The 17,229-nt window shown below is 53.2% G+C and carries 15 protein-coding genes; 8 read left to right on the forward strand and 7 right to left on the reverse strand.

Annotation, left to right across the window (positions count from 1 at the left end; all coding sequences use genetic code 11):
• Positions 1-2: 2 nt before the first annotated feature.
• The 3 genes from EFA69_RS08555 to EFA69_RS08565 all read right to left on the reverse strand — a co-directional run bounded on the left by EFA69_RS08555 (position 3) and on the right by EFA69_RS08565 (position 4,557).
• A complete protein-coding gene (locus EFA69_RS08555) occupies positions 3-707 on the reverse strand; it encodes a TetR/AcrR family transcriptional regulator (protein ID WP_123133422.1) in 705 nt (234 codons plus the stop codon).
• A 353-nt stretch (positions 708-1,060) separates the two neighbouring features.
• Positions 1,061-1,654, reverse strand: coding sequence for a YceI family protein (locus EFA69_RS08560; protein WP_123132685.1), 594 nt, complete (start codon positions 1,652-1,654; stop codon positions 1,061-1,063).
• A gap of 197 nt (positions 1,655-1,851) precedes the next feature.
• Positions 1,852-4,557 (reverse strand): hypothetical protein, encoded by a 2,706-nt coding sequence (locus EFA69_RS08565; RefSeq protein WP_148041305.1) that lies wholly within the window; start codon positions 4,555-4,557, stop codon positions 1,852-1,854.
• A gap of 216 nt (positions 4,558-4,773) precedes the next feature.
• Here EFA69_RS08565 and dtd point away from each other — a divergent pair, with 216 nt between their 5' ends.
• The gene (gene dtd / locus EFA69_RS08570) at positions 4,774-5,226 is read left to right on the forward strand and encodes a D-aminoacyl-tRNA deacylase (RefSeq protein WP_123132687.1); all 453 of its coding nucleotides are present in this window, start codon (positions 4,774-4,776) and stop codon (positions 5,224-5,226) included.
• 148 nt (positions 5,227-5,374) lie between these two features.
• Entirely contained in the window at positions 5,375-5,701 is a 327-nt protein-coding gene (locus tag EFA69_RS08575) for a nucleotide pyrophosphohydrolase (protein WP_123132688.1), read from the forward strand.
• Positions 5,702-5,841: 140 nt separating this feature from the next.
• On the opposite strand, the gene EFA69_RS08580 is transcribed toward EFA69_RS08575, so the two are convergent.
• Both EFA69_RS08580 and gcvT read right to left on the reverse strand, forming a co-directional pair.
• Positions 5,842-6,549 carry a 2-phosphosulfolactate phosphatase gene (locus EFA69_RS08580; protein WP_123132689.1) on the reverse strand — a complete coding sequence of 236 codons (708 nt, stop codon included), beginning with the start codon at positions 6,547-6,549 and terminating at the stop codon, positions 5,842-5,844.
• A 160-nt stretch (positions 6,550-6,709) separates the two neighbouring features.
• Complete coding sequence (gcvT, locus tag EFA69_RS08585) at positions 6,710-7,804, reverse strand: glycine cleavage system aminomethyltransferase GcvT (RefSeq protein WP_123132690.1); 1,095 nt, start codon at positions 7,802-7,804, stop codon at positions 6,710-6,712.
• A 236-nt stretch (positions 7,805-8,040) separates the two neighbouring features.
• Between gcvT and EFA69_RS08590 the strand changes: the two genes are divergently transcribed.
• On the forward strand, positions 8,041-9,534 hold the full coding sequence (locus tag EFA69_RS08590; RefSeq protein ID WP_123132691.1) for a sensor histidine kinase: 1,494 nt from the start codon (positions 8,041-8,043) through the stop codon (positions 9,532-9,534).
• A gap of 44 nt (positions 9,535-9,578) precedes the next feature.
• On the forward strand, positions 9,579-10,022 hold the full coding sequence (locus EFA69_RS08595; RefSeq protein WP_123132692.1) for a response regulator: 444 nt from the start codon (positions 9,579-9,581) through the stop codon (positions 10,020-10,022).
• Positions 10,023-10,132: 110 nt separating this feature from the next.
• Here the strand turns inward: EFA69_RS08595 and EFA69_RS08600 are convergent, their stop codons facing one another.
• Positions 10,133-10,738, reverse strand: a complete 606-nt coding sequence (locus EFA69_RS08600) for a ribonuclease HII (RefSeq protein WP_123132693.1) — start codon at positions 10,736-10,738, stop codon at positions 10,133-10,135.
• A 110-nt stretch (positions 10,739-10,848) separates the two neighbouring features.
• The gene (locus EFA69_RS08605; RefSeq protein ID WP_123132694.1) at positions 10,849-11,769 is read right to left on the reverse strand and encodes a DUF3667 domain-containing protein; all 921 of its coding nucleotides are present in this window, start codon (positions 11,767-11,769) and stop codon (positions 10,849-10,851) included.
• 322 nt (positions 11,770-12,091) lie between these two features.
• Here EFA69_RS08605 and EFA69_RS08610 point away from each other — a divergent pair, with 322 nt between their 5' ends.
• The 4 genes from EFA69_RS08610 to EFA69_RS08625 all read left to right on the forward strand — a co-directional run bounded on the left by EFA69_RS08610 (position 12,092) and on the right by EFA69_RS08625 (position 17,094).
• Entirely contained in the window at positions 12,092-12,400 is a 309-nt protein-coding gene (locus EFA69_RS08610) for a DUF485 domain-containing protein (RefSeq protein WP_123132695.1), read from the forward strand.
• Positions 12,401-12,432: 32 nt separating this feature from the next.
• Complete coding sequence (locus EFA69_RS08615; RefSeq protein ID WP_123132696.1) at positions 12,433-14,001, forward strand: sodium:solute symporter family transporter; 1,569 nt, start codon at positions 12,433-12,435, stop codon at positions 13,999-14,001.
• 782 nt (positions 14,002-14,783) lie between these two features.
• Positions 14,784-16,682 (forward strand): acetate--CoA ligase, encoded by a 1,899-nt coding sequence (gene acs, locus EFA69_RS08620; protein WP_123132697.1) that lies wholly within the window; start codon positions 14,784-14,786, stop codon positions 16,680-16,682.
• Positions 16,683-16,830: 148 nt separating this feature from the next.
• Positions 16,831-17,094 carry a GNAT family N-acetyltransferase gene (locus tag EFA69_RS08625; protein WP_123132698.1) on the forward strand — a complete coding sequence of 88 codons (264 nt, stop codon included), beginning with the start codon at positions 16,831-16,833 and terminating at the stop codon, positions 17,092-17,094.
• Positions 17,095-17,229 lie beyond the last annotated feature (135 nt).

A 17,229-nucleotide genomic window follows, 5' to 3' on the forward strand; every position in this document is an offset into this window, starting at 1 on the left:
TGTTAAAGACTAGCGCCTACCGTAGAGGCTTCTTTTGAAAGGGAACTAAACGCCAGATGATTGAGGAAACCCACTAAGGTGTTCTCACCGGTGCTCTCCAGTCTCACTTCTGTGAGGGAAGGCAGGTGCTGCGCGAAGAACAGGTGCTTGCGCGCGGCTTCAAACAGCGTGCTCACCAACGCATGCGGAAAAGGATAGACCGGATTTATCTCCAGCACCACCAGAGAAATCTTATGGCAAAGGTTCTTGTAGTCCTGGAACAAACCGGCTTTGTTGTCGGTGTCTACCTCTTTGGTGAGATAGGCTTTAGAGGCCTCAAGCACCACTATTCTGCCCAGCGCCTGTACATCTACATTCGCTTCCAGCGGCTCACTGCCATGGCTCCCGGCCAGAATCCGGATGAACGTCCTGAGCTTTTCAGCAGCATCGGCCACATGATGGGTGTGGTAACTAATCCGGTAATCGAGCCAGTTCCAGTACCACGACACTAGGTAGAGCAGCAGTTTGTGCTTGTTCTCAAAATACCGGTACACCGATGCCTCTGTGGACGTGATGTGCTGCGCCAGCTTTTTGAAGGTGAAATGCTCAAAGCCCAGTTCATCAATCAACCTAATGCTCTCTCTCACAATGGTTCTGCCTAGTTCCGTCTGTTCCGGATCCCGCAAGAAGAGCTTCCCGTTTAACTCAATCCTTATAGTAGCGCTCATGAAGTTCAATTACCGTAATACTTGCAGCAAATATACTAATGTAATTACATATAATAGCAATACTATCATAAACATTACTTTCACTTCTATAGTTCATCCGGTTGTATGCAAGAGACTACGTGCGCATTGGTTTATGCCAATTGAAGTGTTCCACAAGAGAACCAGCCTTATTTCTGCGTTTAGGGGCTGTTTTTCTGAAAACAGCCCCTAAACGCAGAAACTGGACAATCCATGAATACACCAACTATGGGCTGTTTAATCAGGCACAGATACTCTTAGCTTCTACATGAAAAAACCCCTGCAGAAAGCTTTCGCCTTCACTGCAGGGGTTTTTCATGTAAAAAAAGGTACGCTTATTTCTGAGCGACTAAATCAACGTTCAGGTCAAACTCGTTGCTGATGGCTTTGTCGCCTAAGTTGTCAAAGAAAGAACCTGAACCGTATTTGATGTCATATTTGGTTCTGTCTACTTTGATGTTGGCTTTGGCTTTGATTTGGTTACCGGCAAAAGTAACGGTAGCCGGGAATTGTACTGGTTTCTTAATGCCTTTGATGGTCAAATCACCGTTCACCAGGTATTGGCCTTTGGTTTTAGTAGGCGTTACTTTCGTGATTTGCAGGGTAGACTTAGGGAATTTGTCCGTGCCGAAGAAATCATCGTTTTTCAGGTGGCCCACCAACTGCTGGTTGTATTTAGCATCGGTGATGTCTGTGCAGGTAATGGAGTTCATGTCAATCTCAAAGTAGCCGCCCAGGATGTTCTTGCCATCGCTGTTCAGTTTACCGTTAGCAATGCTGATAAGCCCGGTGTGCTCACCCGCTACCTTAGTACCTTTCCAGGTCACCTTAGACTGATTGTTCACTACTTTGTAGTCTACTCCTTTGCCCGCGAAGGCAAATGTCACCAACGCTACCAGCGCTGCCAGGACAGTGTTTCTTAGTTTCATTTTTGCTTTTACTTATGGTTAAGTGATGCAAATGTATAAACAAATAATGTATATACATATGTTAGCGATAAAATTTTTCTCCTCCTCAAAATGAGCTTCTCTCCCGCTCTTTGAAGCAACCCAGCAAAAAAGCGTTTCCTGCGTTTAGGGGCTGTTTTTGGAAAAACAGCCCCTAAACGCAGGAAACGCTCCCGGCCTTAATTACGTCCTTGTACCACTGTCTTTTGCAGCAGTTTGTTGAACGAGGAGTAGACCGTGTACTGGTTCTCCACCTCATTGTACTGCACACTTACCGGATAGCTGGTGTTGATAGGCTGCTGCCCCAGCGGCTGCGCCTGCACGTCAAACAGATAGGCCTTTCGCGGACCGGTTTCCCAGATCACATACAGCTTGCGGTCTCCCCCAAAATGGAAGTACTGCACCTCTTTGGCCGACGATGTAACAAACCTGCGGTCCAGCAGCAGTTTGCTGTCCTGTGCAAACAAAGCCACGCGTCCCGGGTCTGAACGGGCAATGATGAAGGATTTACCCGTGGCTTCGGGCACTAGTTTGAAGGTGCTGCGGCGGTCGGGGCGCAGGAGTTGTTTGCGTTGGGTAATCTCGCCGGTAAGGTCAAAGGATACTACCTCGCCGCTCTGGGTCACAGTAGTGAAAAGCGAACGCCGGAACGAAATGCCCACCTGCGGAAACAGACCGGACTTTAAATTGGCCCCCAGGTTCAAAGGGAAACCAGGGTAGGGCTCCCCCTGCTCGCTGAAAGCATAGATAAACCCGTTTTCCAGCACCGCTATAATCACGTTGCGGCCATTCACCTTCACGTGCTGCGGCGGGGCCGCCAGCCTTCCGTCTAAGCGCATTGGCCCCCACCCCGGCTGCACATTGCCCTGCATGTCCAGCATGAAGATATTGCCTAAATTATCATCGGCTACCAGCCGATACGCGCCGGTCTTGTCATAGTCAAACACCGTGAGGCGTTGCAGGCGCAGGGAATCTCCCAAGGTGAATGGGAAATTCTCTTCCTCTTTGCCGTTCTTGTCTATGCAGTGGATGTTGTTGGCCGTGGCGAAGAAGTATTTCTGGCGCTTGTCTCTCCCGTAGGGCAATTGCAGCACCGGCCCCATCACCCGTGAGGAAAGCGTATCGGTCCAGTTGCGGCGGCCCTGTTCGGTCCCAATCCCGTGCAGCACCAACGCCGAGTCCTGCACCACCACCTCCTGGCTGTTGTCTACCGGAAACTGGGTGAGGAAGGGCGTAGAAATGAGCCGGCTGTTGAAGTCAAAGGTTCTCTCCTGCCTGATGCCCTCATTGGCGATCACGGCCCGTACCGAGGATTCTTCCTGGTGCCGAAACAGGTAACTGGTATAATACTGGTCTTTGGCCGCGCTGAACTGCACGCTCAGGTAATTGAACTTCTTAATGACGGAGGCGTTGCGGATGAGGCTGGCCTGTTGCTGTGGGCTCATGGCGCGCAATAGCAGGTTCCAGGCGTGGGTGGTGTTAATGAACAGACCTATGTTATCTTCCTGCTGCGACTGCGTGAGCAAGGGCTCCAGCGCCTCAGACTTGCTCCAGACCTTACCGGCTTCCACATCAGAGAGCAGGGTCCGGATGGTGGCCACGTCATCGGTGAACAGGATGTAATTGCCCAGCGTGGTATAATAAGTTTGCTCAAAACCCTTGAACACCTCCCCAAACAGCTGCTGCGGCAATTCTCTGGTGGTTAACAACCGGATGATGTTCTTGCCGTGCTTTTCCTCCGTGCCCGCAGTACGGCCGGGTTGCAGGCGGTTGAGCAGCATTTGGGTTAAGCCCGGGTTGGAGGTCTGCGCGAACAGGATTTTCTCGGGACTGGTTTTGGTGTCATAAGCCTCCAGGTAACACAAGCCCAGTTCGCCGGCAAAGGAGCCGGAGAGCGAATCCAGATAAGTGGCCTCGGGTTGGCCGGGCTGTTTCCGGAGGCTGCCCATCTGGTTCAGGCCCATGTGCAACACCACCGCGGCCCGTACCGGCAGCACCTCGCGCAAGTTGAAAGACTTGGCCGGATGTCCTTTTATTCTGCTGTACAGAGAGCCTTCCAGGGTTTCTGGGTACGAAAATCCGTTCAGGAACAGGCGGTTTTTTTCCAGCTTCAGCTCCAGCATGCTGTTTCGGCAGAGACTGCTGAGCAGGTTCACGTCATCATGCAGGTCTTTCTTCAGGAAAATGCCCAGCAGGTCTGGCAGGTGCTGGTAATTGATGAAGACGTTGGCATACACCTCTGGCTGGCTCAGGTAATTGGTGTTCTTGTAATCTTTGGCCGGCGACTCCAGCTGCCCCCGGTTGATCTTCCTTATGATCTCCTCCACCAGCACCGGGCTGGGGCTGATGACCAGGTTGTTATGGAAACTGAAAAAGGAGAAATTATCGTTGTTGTCCCGGTGGGTGATGTCGGTGATCTGGAAGCCCTGGTAATCGCGCACCTCCTGGTGGTAAAGACCGGTCTTGCCCAGGTTCTCCACCAGCGTCCGGATGTAGCGGTGCTGGGCCACCGTGCTCACGGGCACATAATAAATCATCTCGTACTCCGTGCGGCCCATCACGTGCATAGACATCAGCACGTTTTTGTTGGTGAGGAAGCTACGCAAGGGAGTGCGCCCGTTAGAGAGGCTGTCAATGAGGGTGATCTGGTCGTCCAGGCGCAGCACGTACGGCATCTGTGACACCGTGGCCCACATATCGGTCTCCCGCAGGTGGTCCAGGAAACGAGGGGCGTTGTTGGTTTCCGCCACAAAAACGGCATTGTCGGGTACCAGCGTCCAGAGGCTCACTTTTTCGCGCGCCTCTGTCCATTTTGAGAACCCATAGAAGCCCAGCGCCAACAGCACTACCACACCGCACAGCCAGTAAATCGTCTTTTTCGGCATCCTTGAAGGGTTAGGAATCACAAAAATAACGGAAAAACCACCGCTTCAGCGTTTGGCCCGCAGAAATTGAAGAATGTCTGCTCAGGCGCTTTCCCTGCCGCATTTCTTCCTAACTTGCCTTTTCTAGGACAAGCCTTGGCTAAGCCGTGTAAAGAAGGAAATATTTATTTGAATTATTCCCCCCTGCTCGGCCAAAGGCTTTTAAACTCAACTTATATGCGCGTTGTGATACAGCGGGTGTCTGCGGCTTCGGTGACCATTGACGGAGCCGTGCATGGTCAGATTGAACAGGGGCTGCTGGTGCTGGCGGGCTTCACCTCCTCAGACACGCCCGAAGACTTAACCTGGACCGCCAAAAAGCTGGTGCAGCTCCGGATTTTCTCTGATGCCGAAGACAAGATGAACCTGAGCGTGCAGGACGTGCGCGGCGGCATTCTGCTCATTAGCCAATTCACGCTGTATGCCCTCACCAAGAAAGGCAACCGCCCCTCATACATGAACGCGGCGCCGCCCGCCGTGGCCATTCCGCTGTATGAGCAGTTCCACCAGGTGCTGGAGAAAGAGCTGGGCCAACCGGTGCCTACTGGTATCTTCGGGGCAGACATGAAAGTGGCGCTGGTCAACGACGGTCCCGTCACTATCACCATAGACTCGCAGAACCGGGAGTAAATTGGTTGCTGGTTGCTGATGGTTGATTATTTTTTTTGCTCTGATTTTCGCTTATTTTCAGAAAAAGAGCCTCTAAACAGCCACAGCCGCATTACCTGTTTTAGTCCTGACCGCTACCCAACAACAATTGACAATCAACAAGAAAGCAATGACCTTAGAAGAAGCGCAACAAGCCGTAGACACCTGGATCAAAGACGTGGGGGTGCGGTATTTCTCTGAACTCACCAACCTGGCCATTCTCACCGAGGAAGTGGGCGAAGTAGCCCGCATCATCTCCCGCCGCTACGGCGATCAGTCGTTTAAGAAAAGCGATGAGGAGGTGGACCTGGGCGCCGAGATGGCCGATGTGCTGTTCGTGCTCATCGCGCTGGCGAACCAGACCGGTGTGAACCTGACGGAGGCCTTCGCCAAAGGCATGGAAAAACGCACCTCCCGCGACAAAGACCGCCACCAGAACAACCCCAAGCTGCGGTAAAGGAATGTTTGTCTGGGTACCAGTAACGTTTCCTCGTCCAGAGGGCTACAAGCGTGTTACAATTCAAAAGCCGTTTAGGCGCTGTTTTTGGAAAAACGGCCCCTAAACGGCTTTTGCTTAAGAAGATCATCGGGGTTACCCTATTGGGCGGCCACCAGAAAATCGCCCTGCAAGACAGGAACTACGGTGTAGGTGTCTTCCTGCAGGCAGAACTCTATATCTTTAAGGATGTGCAGGCGCTCCAGCCGCTGCACGTGCGAAGACTTGGAGAGGAAGGCCAGTTTATCTGCTTTGGCGGTTTGGTACAGATGGTACGCGGCCAGGGTGGCGTCATGGTTGAGGGTGAAATCTCCTTCCAACCGCTCGGCCAGGGCGCCGGCAAAGAGCGTGTCTTCCAGATTGAACAGGCCTTTCCAGCCGGCGCACACCACCACCACGTCTTTCCCGGCGCGGCGCAGATAGTCGGCCACGGCGCCCACGTTGAGGAAAGCACCTACCAAGACCTCATCGGCGGCGCGGGACAGCCGGATGGCCTGGGTACCGTTGGTGGTGGTAATGGCCAGCATGCGGCCCGTGCGGTCTTCCTCCAGGTAATGGAACGGCGAGTTACCCAAATCAAACCCCTCGGCCTTGACACCGTCCCGCTCGGCGGCCACCAGGTAATTCTGCTCACGGTACGCTAAGCAGGTTTCCAACTCGCTTACCGGGGCAATGTGGGTGATGCCGTTGGCCAGGGCCGTGACCATGCTGGAGGTTGCCCGCAGCACATCTACCGCCACGGCAATCTTGCCAGTTAAATTATACAAAGGCAACAGCTCTGGGCTGAAGCAAACGTCTATGGAAGGCATTCTTTTAGTTCTGAGTCTTGAGTACTGAGTCCTGAGTTGGATTAAAAAAGTTGGCGTTTAGGGGCTGTTTTTGGAAAAACAGCCCCTAAACGCCAATGATGGTTCTGGATCTTGAATCTTAAAGTTTTCAACTCAGGACTTTGGACTCAAGAATCAGAACTTATACAGTTGGTTTGTAGAACGGCAGTTTCACCACCTGGGCTTTGAGTTGCTTGTTGCGCACTTTGATGAAAACCTCGGTGCCGGGAGCGGTGTACTCCGTCTGGAGGTAGCCCAAGCCCACGCCTTTGCCCAACGAAGGCGACATGGTGCCGGAGGTTACTTCGCCAATAGTGGCTCCCTCCGCGTTCACAATCTCATAGTGGCTGCGCGGAATGCCCTGCTCCATCATCTCAAACCCAATAAGCTTGCGGCTTACCCCCTGCTCTTTCTGGGCTTTGAGGTTATCAGCGTTGGTGAAGTCTTTGTTGAACTTGGTGATCCAGCCCAGCCCGGCTTCTAATGGAGAAGTGGAATCGGTGATGTCGTTGCCGTAGAGGCAGTAGCCCATCTCCAGACGCAGGGTATCACGGGCACCCAGGCCAATAGGCTTAATCCCGAACTCGGCGCCAGCCTGCATGATTTGCTCAAACACCTCTTTGGCGCTCTCGTTGGGCACGTAAATCTCAAAGCCGCCCGCACCGGTATAGCCCGTAGCGGAGATGATCACGTCTGGCTGACCGGCAAAAGTGCCTTTGTCAAAGGTGTAGTACACCATGTTCTTGAGGTCAACGGGGGTCAAAGACTGTAAGGCCTCGGCGGCTTTAGGGCCCTGCACGGCAAACAATGACATCTCATCAGAGATATTTCTCAGTTCAGCGCCCTCAGTGTTAAACTGACTGATCCAGTTCCAGTCTTTCTCAATGTTGGAGGCGTTTACCACCAGCATGTATTCTTCGGGGGCCAGACAGTACACCAGCAGGTCGTCCACAATCCCGCCTTCCTGGTTGGGCAGGCAGGAATACTGGATTTTGCCCGGGGTAAGCTTGGAGGCGTCATTGGTGGTCACGCGCTGGATCAGGTCCAGGGCTTTGGGACCAGACACCAGGAACTCGCCCATGTGCGACACATCAAAGATGCCCACCGCCTTGCGTACGGTGTGGTGCTCGTCCAGGTCTGAGCTGTAGCGTACCGGCATGTTGTAACCGGCAAAAGGCACCATTTTAGCGCCCAGCGCCTCGTGCACATCATTGAGGGCTATTTTCTTTAATTCCATGTATGTTCTATTTAGGAAGTAGCGTGTAAGGATAGGCAAAAGTATAAAATTTGGATGGGTTTCTAAACCCAGGGCAGCGTCTGCGCAATCTAGCCACCGCCCTGCCTTCTTTGCCTGAACCAGGCAGCCAAATTATGGAACTACCGTAAAAAGGCTATTTTTGTGAAGCTGGCCCTGCGCCGGCACTCTGTTTTGTACCTTGAACGGCGGTTTTCGCGGTTCCTAGCGCTCCCTACATGAATCTTTCAACCAAGCTCTTCGCTGGCTTCGTTCTCATCTCGTTTCTGTTCACCGCGGTGGCCATTGTGAATTACCGCCTGTCTGAGGACGTGATCGCGAACTCCAACTTCGTGACCGATTCCCAGAACATCACCCGTACCTCCGCCACCCTGCACAGGAGCCTCATTGACATGGAAACCGGTATGCGGGGCTATCTGCTCACGGGTAACAAGACGTTTCTGGAGCCCTATTACACGGCGGCCGAGCTTCTGCCCAGCCAGTTCAACCTGCTCAAGGAATACATGAAGGAAAAGCCTGACCAGCTCAGGAGAATCAAGGAAATCCAGGACATGCACCGGAAGTGGCAGTATGAGTTTGCGGAGCTCCTGATTGCCGAGAAAGAAAAGTCTATTGAGAAAGACAGCACCACCCGCAACCTGCTCTCCCTGGACCACGGCATCATGATCCTGAACGAGGAGGGCAAGCGCATGACTGACCAGATGCGCATCTACTTCAAAGACTTCAACAGCATTGAGTACCGGGTGCGTGAGGTAAGAAAAGCCCGCCTGGAGAAAAGTATTGAAAACACCCGCCGCATTTCCACCACCTTAACTATTATCTCAGTGCTGCTGGGGTTGGGCTGGGCCTATTACATTACCCGCCTCATCTCGCGCCGCATCATGAAAATGGTGAACCTGGCAGACCGCATTTCCCACGGCGAATACAAAACCCAGATTGAGGACGATGCCAATGACGAACTCACTCGCCTCACCGACTCCCTCAACCGCATGTCTTCCACCATTGACAAGACCTTTACGGAGCTGGAGAGCAAGAACAAGGAACTGGACCAATTCGCCTACGTGGTGTCACATGACCTCAAAGCCCCCCTGCGCGGCATAGAGAACGCCTCGCGCTGGGTGGAGGAAGACATGGGCAAGGAGCTGCCGGAGCACATCCAGGAATACCTCATGATGATGCGCATACGCGTGCACCGCATGGAAAACCTCATTAACGGTATTCTGGCCCTGGCCCGCATTGGGCGTTCTGCCTTGCAGGAAGAAATGGTAGACGTGCAGACCCTGCTGTATGAGATCGTAGACATGCTCAACCCGCCGGCCGGCTTCCGATTCCATATACCAGACAAGTTGCCGGTGCTACAGGCGGCCCGGGTAGAGTTGCAGCAGGTGTTCTCCAACCTCATCAGCAACGCCCTTAAGTACCACCATGATACCAAGGGCAACGTGACCATCTTCTACCAGGAACTGCCCGAGATGCATGAATTCTCCGTGATAGATGACGGCCCGGGCATTGAAAAAGAGTACCACGATCGCATTTTCGTGCTTTTCCAGACCCTACAGGAGCGCGATGCGGTAGAAAGTACTGGAGTGGGGCTGGCTATCGTGAAAAAGATCATTGAGCACCGCGGCGGCACTATCAGGGTCTCTTCTACTGTGGGCAAAGGCTCTACGTTTACCTTTACCTGGCCTAAAGTAAAATTGCCCAAAGCCTGATTTCCTGTTATCTTTGAACTTTACCAGTACCAAAACAAGTAACTATGAGTGATTCGCAGCCAAGCATTTTGTTAGTGGAAGACGATTACCTTGACGCCATGAGCGTGGAACGTGAGTTAAGAAAAATCAAGGTGATGGTGCCCCTACACAAAGCCAAGAATGGACGCGAGGCCCTGGCGATGCTACGCGGGGAGCCTGGTACTCCTAAGTTAAACCCACTGCCTACTATTATCCTGCTGGACATTAACATGCCTAAGATGAACGGGATTGAGTTTCTGGAAGAAATCCGCCGAGACCCGTTCCTTTCGCACCTTAATGTCTTCATCATGACTACCTCCAACGAAGACTCTGACCGCCACGCCGCCCAGAACCTGCGCGTGAATGGCTATATTGTGAAGCCTCTCACCTTTGACACCTTCAATGACGGAGCCTCCAGCCTGGACAGTTTCAGCCTTTTCCTGGACCTACTCAAACTGAAGCCACAGTAGTCTGCGGCAACCTTTTCCGCATTTAAAAAGCCTTGGGGCGTTTAGGGGCCGTTTTTCCAAAAAACGGCCCCTAAACGCCCCAAGCTTTTCTGGTATAGACTAGTACTGTTCTACCCTTCCAGCACCAGGGAATCTGCGGCGGGCAGAAGCCGGAAGGTTAACCGGTGGTGCGGTGATACCCCGTGCAGGGCAATGGCGGTGCGGTGGGCTTTGGTGGGGTAGCCGGCGTTTTGCTGCCAATTATAGTGTGGGAGGGTCTGGCCCAGAGCAGTCATGAGGTCGTCGCGGTGGGTTTTGGCTAGAATAGAGGCGGCTGCGATGCTGTAGAAACGGCTATCGCCTTTAACCATGCAGGCGTGCGGAACGTCTCTGTACGCTTTGAACCGGTTACCGTCCACCAAAAGGAACTCAGGAGTTACCGTAAACTGGTCCAGTGCCCGGTGCATGGCCAGAAAAGAAGCGTTGAGGATGTTGATCTGGTCTATTTCCTCCGGACTCACCTCGGCCACGGCCCAATGGACGGCCTCGCGGCAAACTTCCTCGCGCAGTTGCTCCCGCTGCTTCGCGCTCAATTGCTTGGAGTCTGTGAGTAAAGGGTGAAAATAATCGGGCGGTAAGATGACGGCACCGGCCACCACCGGCCCGGCCAGGCAGCCGCGCCCGGCTTCGTCCAGACCGGCCTCCAGTACGTTGCCGCTGTGGTTTGCAATGAGCATGTTGGTACTTATTTAGCTAATCCTGTCCTGAAACAGGCAAAGAACTGAAATAATTCTTTCTTACCCTTTCTCGGCGTGCTATAACTGGGTTAAAAATTCCTAGCCCCAAATCAGGCGAGGGTGTAATTCACAAATAACGCCAGGAACAAGAAGAGTATCAGCACCACCAGATAAGAGGCATGGATGAGCAGATCTTTGAGGAAAGCGGTGAACACCTTTTCCTGGAAAACCCGCCGCAGGGCCATAAACAGGTAGATGAAGACCACCGCAAATGTTCCCTTAACGAGCCATTCTGCCTGCACTACATTAGACAGTAGCGCCACCACAGAAAGGAGCACAAAGACAAAACAATGGAAATGGATGGAGAAGATAAGGTGCTCTATGTAAAACCGCCTCTGCCGGAGGTGAAACACTTTGAGGATGAGGGCAAAGAGGGGCATCAGGAAGAACATGAGCATAGAGACTGTTTTCAATATCTTCTGGTCTATCTCGTGATCACTTTTCTGTAACCACTTGGTTTCCTGCCGCTCCATGAACAGAGTATATCTACTTTTTGACTCTTGCTTGTCAGGGCCAGCGGTACTGTCTTTTTGGGTCTCCAGGTCATAGGTGATCAGTCCGAAAAACATGGAGCGCGTTTTTTTCCCGTTGGTATCCAGAGTTTGGCCAGAGGAAACGGACGGATTGGCGGGAGTATTGTTTTCTGAGTGCCCTACGGCGAAGGATAAGATCAGGAAGAAAAAGAAACTGATGAACACATACAGCCGGAAAGGCGGAACGTAGGAAGCGCGCCGGTTCAGGATGAATTCCTGGGTGAGTTTGCCGGGCTTTAGCAGCAGATAGTTGACCGTGCTGAAAAACTTGGTATCAAAGTGCAGCGTGTTTTCCAACAGTTCCAGGAACAGATGACCGGCAGGCAGCCGATAGTCATGGTTTTCCTGACCGCAGGAGGCGCAGTAATTATCTGCCTCCTGTAGTTCATGGCGGCAGTTAGGACAAACCAGGAACTTCTTATGAACGGGATGGGACATACAGCATAAAACTGACCGAGGAATTCATAAGCAAGGTACTCCTTTTCCTGAAATTAACTACTCCCCCCTTCCAACGGTCTTGCTTTACTTCTTGCTTTAACAGCTTAAACAAAGTACCTGATCTACACTCCCGTTCCTGCTGTTTTCCTGCCGTAGCAGAAAACCAGCAGGAACAGGAGAAGAGGCCGCTCATAAATTTATTTCCCGGGCAGCGTCATCCAGGATTATCTTCTTATATTCAGGAGCCAAAATATTACAAAACAGGTGGTAGCAGCTGTTTTGGGGCATTTGTTCTTTCTACCTTCACTAACAGCAAATCTAGATGAAACCGCTTTCCTCTTCCCCCCATGAGCTACTAGCTAGCCCTGCCTTCAAAAAACTGGTGAAACAGCGCTGGTCTGTCTCCCTGGTGCTCACGTTTACCATGTTGCTGGTGTATTTCGGGTTTCTGCTCACGGTGGCCTTCAACAAACAAGCGTTGGCCACCAAGATTGGCGACTACACTACCCTGGCCATTCCCGTAGGATTGGGCATCATTCTCTTTGCCTGGGTCCTGACGGGCATCTATGTTTTCTGGGCCAACTCCCGGTATGACAAATCAGTGGAAGAACTGAAAAACAAGCTTTCCTAACCTTCTCCCCTCCTAACAAACAGTACAGGTTTATGCATTTGCTCCTTCTTCAGGCCAGCCCTACCGCTTCTACGCTGGGCACGGCCAACCCAGTGTCTATTGGCATGTTCTTCCTTTTTGTGGCGGTCACGCTGTACATCACGTACTGGGCCGCCAAGAAAACCAAGACCGGCTCAGAATTCTATGCCGCAGGCCGAAGTATCTCCGGTTTCCAGAACGGCCTGGCCCTGGCCGGCGACTATATGAGTGCCGCGTCTTTTCTGGGCATTGCGGGCATGGTGGCCACCAAAGGCTATGACGGCCTTATCTACTCCATCGGGTTTCTGGTGGGCTGGCCCCTCATTATGTTCCTCATTGCCGAGCCGCTCCGTAATCTGGGCAAATACACCTTCGCCGATGTAGTGGCGTTCCGGCTACGGCAGCGCCCCATCCGGATTGTTTCTTCGGTGGGTTCGCTCATGACCATCGCCTTTTACCTTATTGCCCAGATGGTGGGGGCGGGCGGCCTTATTAAAACGCTCTTCGGGCTGGAATATGAGATTGCCGTAGTGGTGGTGGGCGTTGTCATGACGCTGTACGTGCTCTTCGGGGGCATGATTGCCACTACCTGGGTGCAGATTATAAAAGCCGTGCTGCTGCTGAGCGGGGCCACGGTGCTGGTGCTGCTGTCATTGGCGAAATTCGGCTTTAGCCCGGGCAATTTACTGGAATCTGTGAGCACCAACTACGGGCAGGAAATGCTGGCCCCGGGCGGTTACATCAGCAACCCGTTTGATGCGCTTTCATTGGGTCTGGCCCTCATGCTGGGCACAGCCGGTCTGCCGCACATTCTCATGCGCTTCTACACCGTGCCAGACGCCAAAGCCGCCCGTAAATCTGTGTTTGTGGCTACCGGTTTTATCGGGTATTTCTACCTGCTCACCTTCCTGATCGGGTTTTCGGCAATGGCGCTGGTGGGCAAACCCGCCATTGAAGGCATAGACAAAGGCGGTAACATGGCGGCACTGCTGTTAGCGGAACAAACCGGCGGTACGGCTTTCCTGGGCTTCATTGCCGCGGTAGCCTTTGCCACCATTCTGGCCGTGGTGGCAGGTTTAACCTTATCTGGGGCTTCCAGCATCTCGCACGACCTTTACGTGCACGTGTTCAAGAATGGGGTTTCCAATGAGAAAGGCGAGATGAAAGTGGCCAAACGCGCCACGGTGGGCCTGGGCATTCTGTCTGTGTTACTGGGGCTGGTGTTCAAGGGCCAGAACGTGGCATTCATGGTAGGCCTGGCGTTTTCTATTGCCGCCAGCGCCAACTTCCCGGCGCTGCTCATGTCCATTATCTGGAAACGGTTCACCACCAAAGGAGCGGTCTGGAGCATCGCCACCGGCGCGCTGCTGTCATTGGTGTTGATTGTGCTCAGCCCTACCATCATGGTAGACATCATGGGTTACCCCGAAGCCATCTTCCCGCTTAAAAACCCGGCTCTGGTGTCTATGTCCGGCGCTTTCCTGATGGGCATCATTGTTTCTCTATTGCAACCGGAACAAGGGGCCGCCGCCAAATTCGAGAGCGAAAAGCTACGGACCTATCTGGGTGTGGGCGCTGAATAGATACAGCTATCGTCTTACTCATAAAAGCGTTTAGGGGCCGTTTTTCCAAAAACAGCCCCTAAACGCAAATCCATTCTCAATGCCCGGCTCTCTCCATGGGATAGCCGGGCATTCTGGTTTTAGCTTAATTCTGGAAAAAGCCCCCTTAACGGAATTGACTCAGACACTCGCAGGTCCTCCAGACGCTGCGAGGCCTTTTGGAGCAAACGGTAAAGCGGCGGCAGGCGGAAGAACCCACCCCTACCCCTCCGAGGAGGGGAGTATCTGCTAGAGTGGGAAGTAATTTATCTAGCTGTTAAGACAAAAGCTAAACTTAGTGCTAACCTTTAGCTTTAGCTATGCGACAAAACTCCCCTCCTGGGAGGGGCAGGGGTGGGTTTACACCTTTAGAACTTCAGCCTCATCCTGCAACAGCCTTTACTACCCGCACCCTTTCCAGTCTTTCCCTAGAGCGCCTCGCTTGTGGCCACAGATAGGCAGAAGCTAAGAATAAGCTGCTTTGACATGGCCGCAAGGGCAGTGCGAGAGGGGAAGACGGGGCCCCGCGGCCGTGAGCGCTTACCGCCAAAGATGAAACAACACGGCCCGTAAACTCTTAGACAAACCGCCAAGTCCAAGGCCAAAACCACTTCAACCTTCTGATTCAAAAAAGTGCACAAAACCACTCTATTTTGTGTCATTTTTCCAAAAAAGAGCCCCTAAACGCCACTCTTTCCCCCAGTTTCTTGCCTCCTCCGGCAGAACTTCTATATTTAGCCCCTCAAACCCACCAAACAAACAAAATGGAGTACCGCATAAAATCTTTTGAGGAGTACCAGGACGCCTACCAGCGAAGTGTGGAGCAGCCCGAGGAATTCTGGGGCAGTATTGCCGAGAACTTCACCTGGCGGAAGAAGTGGGACAAGGTAGTGGACTGGAACTTTGAGGAACCCAACGTGAAATGGTTTGTGAACGGCAAACTCAACATCACGGAGAACTGCCTGGACCGCCACCTGGAGAAACGGGGTAACAAACTGGCGCTGATCTGGGAACCCAACGACCCCAAAGAACGCTTCATCCGGTTCACGTACCGTGAACTGCACGAGAAAGTGTGCCAGATGGCCAATATCCTTAAGCGCAATGGCGTAAAGAAAGGCGACCGCGTCTGTATTTATATGCCCATGATCCCGGAGCTGGCCTTCAGTGTGCTGGCCTGCGCCCGCATTGGGGCGGTGCATTCGGTGATCTTCGCCGGGTTTTCCCACACGGCCATGGCCGATAGAATCAATGACGCCCAGGCCAAAGTAGTCATCACCTCAGACGGACTCAACCGCGGACCCAAGCAGATTCCGGTGAAGCGCGTGGTAGACGAAGCCCTAGAAACCTGCCCCAGCGTGGAGAAAGTGATTGTGGTAGACCGCGTAGGCTGGGCCGTGAACATGGTGGAAGGCCGTGACGTGTGGTACCACGAGGAACTGGAGCACGTAGACAAAAACTGCCCCGCCGAGGAAATGGACGCTGAAGACATGCTCTTCATCCTGTACACCTCGGGCTCTACCGGCAAACCCAAGGGCGTGGTGCATACCTGCGGCGGCTACATGGTGTACACAGACTATACCTTCCGGAACGTCTTCCAGTACGAGGAAAGTGACATTTACTGGTGCACCGCCGACATTGGCTGGATTACCGGTCACTCTTATCTGCTTTACGGGCCGCTTCTCTCCGGGGCCACCACCCTTATGTTTGAGGGCGTACCTACCTTCCCAGACGCCGGTAGGTTCTGGCAAGTGGTAGACAAATTTGGGGTGAACATCTTCTACACCGCCCCCACCGCCATCCGGTCGCTCATGGGCGCCGGGCTGGACCACGTGCTTTCTTACAGCCTGGACTCGCTCAAAGTGCTGGGTTCTGTAGGGGAGCCCATCAATGAAGAAGCCTGGCACTGGTACCACATCCACGTGGGCAAAGAGCGCTGTCCGGTAGTTGACACCTGGTGGCAAACTGAAACCGGGGGCATCATGCTCAGCTCCCTGGCCGGTGTCACGCCCATGAAACCCAGCCACGCCGGCTTTGCGCTGCCGGGCATCCAGCCCCTGCTGGTAGACCAGGAAGGCAAAGAAATCACGGAGAACGAGGTGGAAGGCTACCTGTGCGTGAAATATCCGTGGCCGGGCATCATACGCACCACTTACGGCGACCATGAGCGCTGCCGCCAGAGCTATTTCAGTTCCTACAAAGGCCTGTACTTTACCGGCGACGGTGCCAAGCGCGACAAAGACGGCCTGTGGCGCATCATTGGCCGCGTAGATGACGTGATCAACGTGTCTGGTCACCGCTTCGGCACCGCCGAGATTGAGAACGCCATTAACCAGAACCGCCACATTGTGGAAAGCGCCGTGGTGGGGTATCCGCATGACGTGAAGGGCCAGGGCATCTATGCTTTTGTGGTCTGCGGCGAGGAAGCCCCCGAAAACCCGGAGAACCTGCGGGCCGAAGTCATTGAAACCGTGGTAGACCAGATTGGAAAAATCGCGAAGCCAGATAAAATCCAGATTGTGAGCGGCCTGCCCAAGACCCGTTCCGGCAAGATCATGCGCCGCATTCTGCGTAAAGTGGCCGAAGGAGACACCTCTAACCTGGGCGACACCAGTACGTTGCTAGACCCACCGGTGGTGGATGAGATTATTCAGGGAGCCTTATAGGCTCCCTTTTTTTATCTGCCCGCGCGGTGCCGAATACCGTAAAAAACGACCAACCCAGCAGAAGGCGCTAACCTTTTGCTCCAGGATCAGGTATTAGGAAGGGCTTCGTTTTCCGGAGCCATTGGTTTGTATCTGAATCCTTTATCTTATGAAACTAGACATTCGCCACGACGAGGAAGCGCAGCAGTTCACGGCGCTCATGGAAAACGAAGACATTGGGGAGTTGGCTTATGCCTTGCCAGACCCTGAGACCATTGACTTCCAGCACACGTTTCTGGAGGAAGAGTACCGGGGCAAAGGGCTGGCCGACCAGCTCATCAAGCACGGCATTGACTATGCCACCTCCAAAGGGTTGGAGGTGAGAGCCTCTTGCCCGGCCGTGGCCCGATACCTGGAAAGACACCCGCTTTAACCCACCATAGAAACAAACAGAAAAGGCAGGCACCAACGCCTGCCTTTTCTGTTTAGGGGCCGTTTTTAGAAAAAGAGCCCCTAAACAGAAAAAGAGCCTGCGCTCAAGCCCAGACTCTTTTCTCTCTACAAACAA

The sequence above is a fragment of the Rufibacter immobilis genome, from assembly GCF_003721565.1.
Lineage (GTDB): Bacteria > Bacteroidota > Bacteroidia > Cytophagales > Hymenobacteraceae > Nibribacter > Nibribacter immobilis.

What these genes read in the sequence shown, in the direction of transcription:
- EFA69_RS08555 (WP_123133422.1), bottom strand. Translation starts at nt 707, where the DNA reads ATGAGCGCTACTATAAGGATTGAGTTAAACGGGAAGCTCTTCTTGCGG.
- EFA69_RS08560 (WP_123132685.1), bottom strand. Translation starts at nt 1,654, where the DNA reads ATGAAACTAAGAAACACTGTCCTGGCAGCGCTGGTAGCGTTGGTGACA.
- EFA69_RS08565 (WP_148041305.1), bottom strand. Translation starts at nt 4,557, where the DNA reads ATGCCGAAAAAGACGATTTACTGGCTGTGCGGTGTGGTAGTGCTGTTG.
- dtd (WP_123132687.1), top strand. Translation starts at nt 4,774, where the DNA reads ATGCGCGTTGTGATACAGCGGGTGTCTGCGGCTTCGGTGACCATTGAC.
- EFA69_RS08575 (WP_123132688.1), top strand. Translation starts at nt 5,375, where the DNA reads ATGACCTTAGAAGAAGCGCAACAAGCCGTAGACACCTGGATCAAAGAC.
- EFA69_RS08580 (WP_123132689.1), bottom strand. Translation starts at nt 6,549, where the DNA reads ATGCCTTCCATAGACGTTTGCTTCAGCCCAGAGCTGTTGCCTTTGTAT.
- gcvT (WP_123132690.1), bottom strand. Translation starts at nt 7,804, where the DNA reads ATGGAATTAAAGAAAATAGCCCTCAATGATGTGCACGAGGCGCTGGGC.
- EFA69_RS08590 (WP_123132691.1), top strand. Translation starts at nt 8,041, where the DNA reads ATGAATCTTTCAACCAAGCTCTTCGCTGGCTTCGTTCTCATCTCGTTT.
- EFA69_RS08595 (WP_123132692.1), top strand. Translation starts at nt 9,579, where the DNA reads ATGAGTGATTCGCAGCCAAGCATTTTGTTAGTGGAAGACGATTACCTT.
- EFA69_RS08600 (WP_123132693.1), bottom strand. Translation starts at nt 10,738, where the DNA reads ATGCTCATTGCAAACCACAGCGGCAACGTACTGGAGGCCGGTCTGGAC.
- EFA69_RS08605 (WP_123132694.1), bottom strand. Translation starts at nt 11,769, where the DNA reads ATGTCCCATCCCGTTCATAAGAAGTTCCTGGTTTGTCCTAACTGCCGC.
- EFA69_RS08610 (WP_123132695.1), top strand. Translation starts at nt 12,092, where the DNA reads ATGAAACCGCTTTCCTCTTCCCCCCATGAGCTACTAGCTAGCCCTGCC.
- EFA69_RS08615 (WP_123132696.1), top strand. Translation starts at nt 12,433, where the DNA reads ATGCATTTGCTCCTTCTTCAGGCCAGCCCTACCGCTTCTACGCTGGGC.
- acs (WP_123132697.1), top strand. Translation starts at nt 14,784, where the DNA reads ATGGAGTACCGCATAAAATCTTTTGAGGAGTACCAGGACGCCTACCAG.
- EFA69_RS08625 (WP_123132698.1), top strand. Translation starts at nt 16,831, where the DNA reads ATGAAACTAGACATTCGCCACGACGAGGAAGCGCAGCAGTTCACGGCG.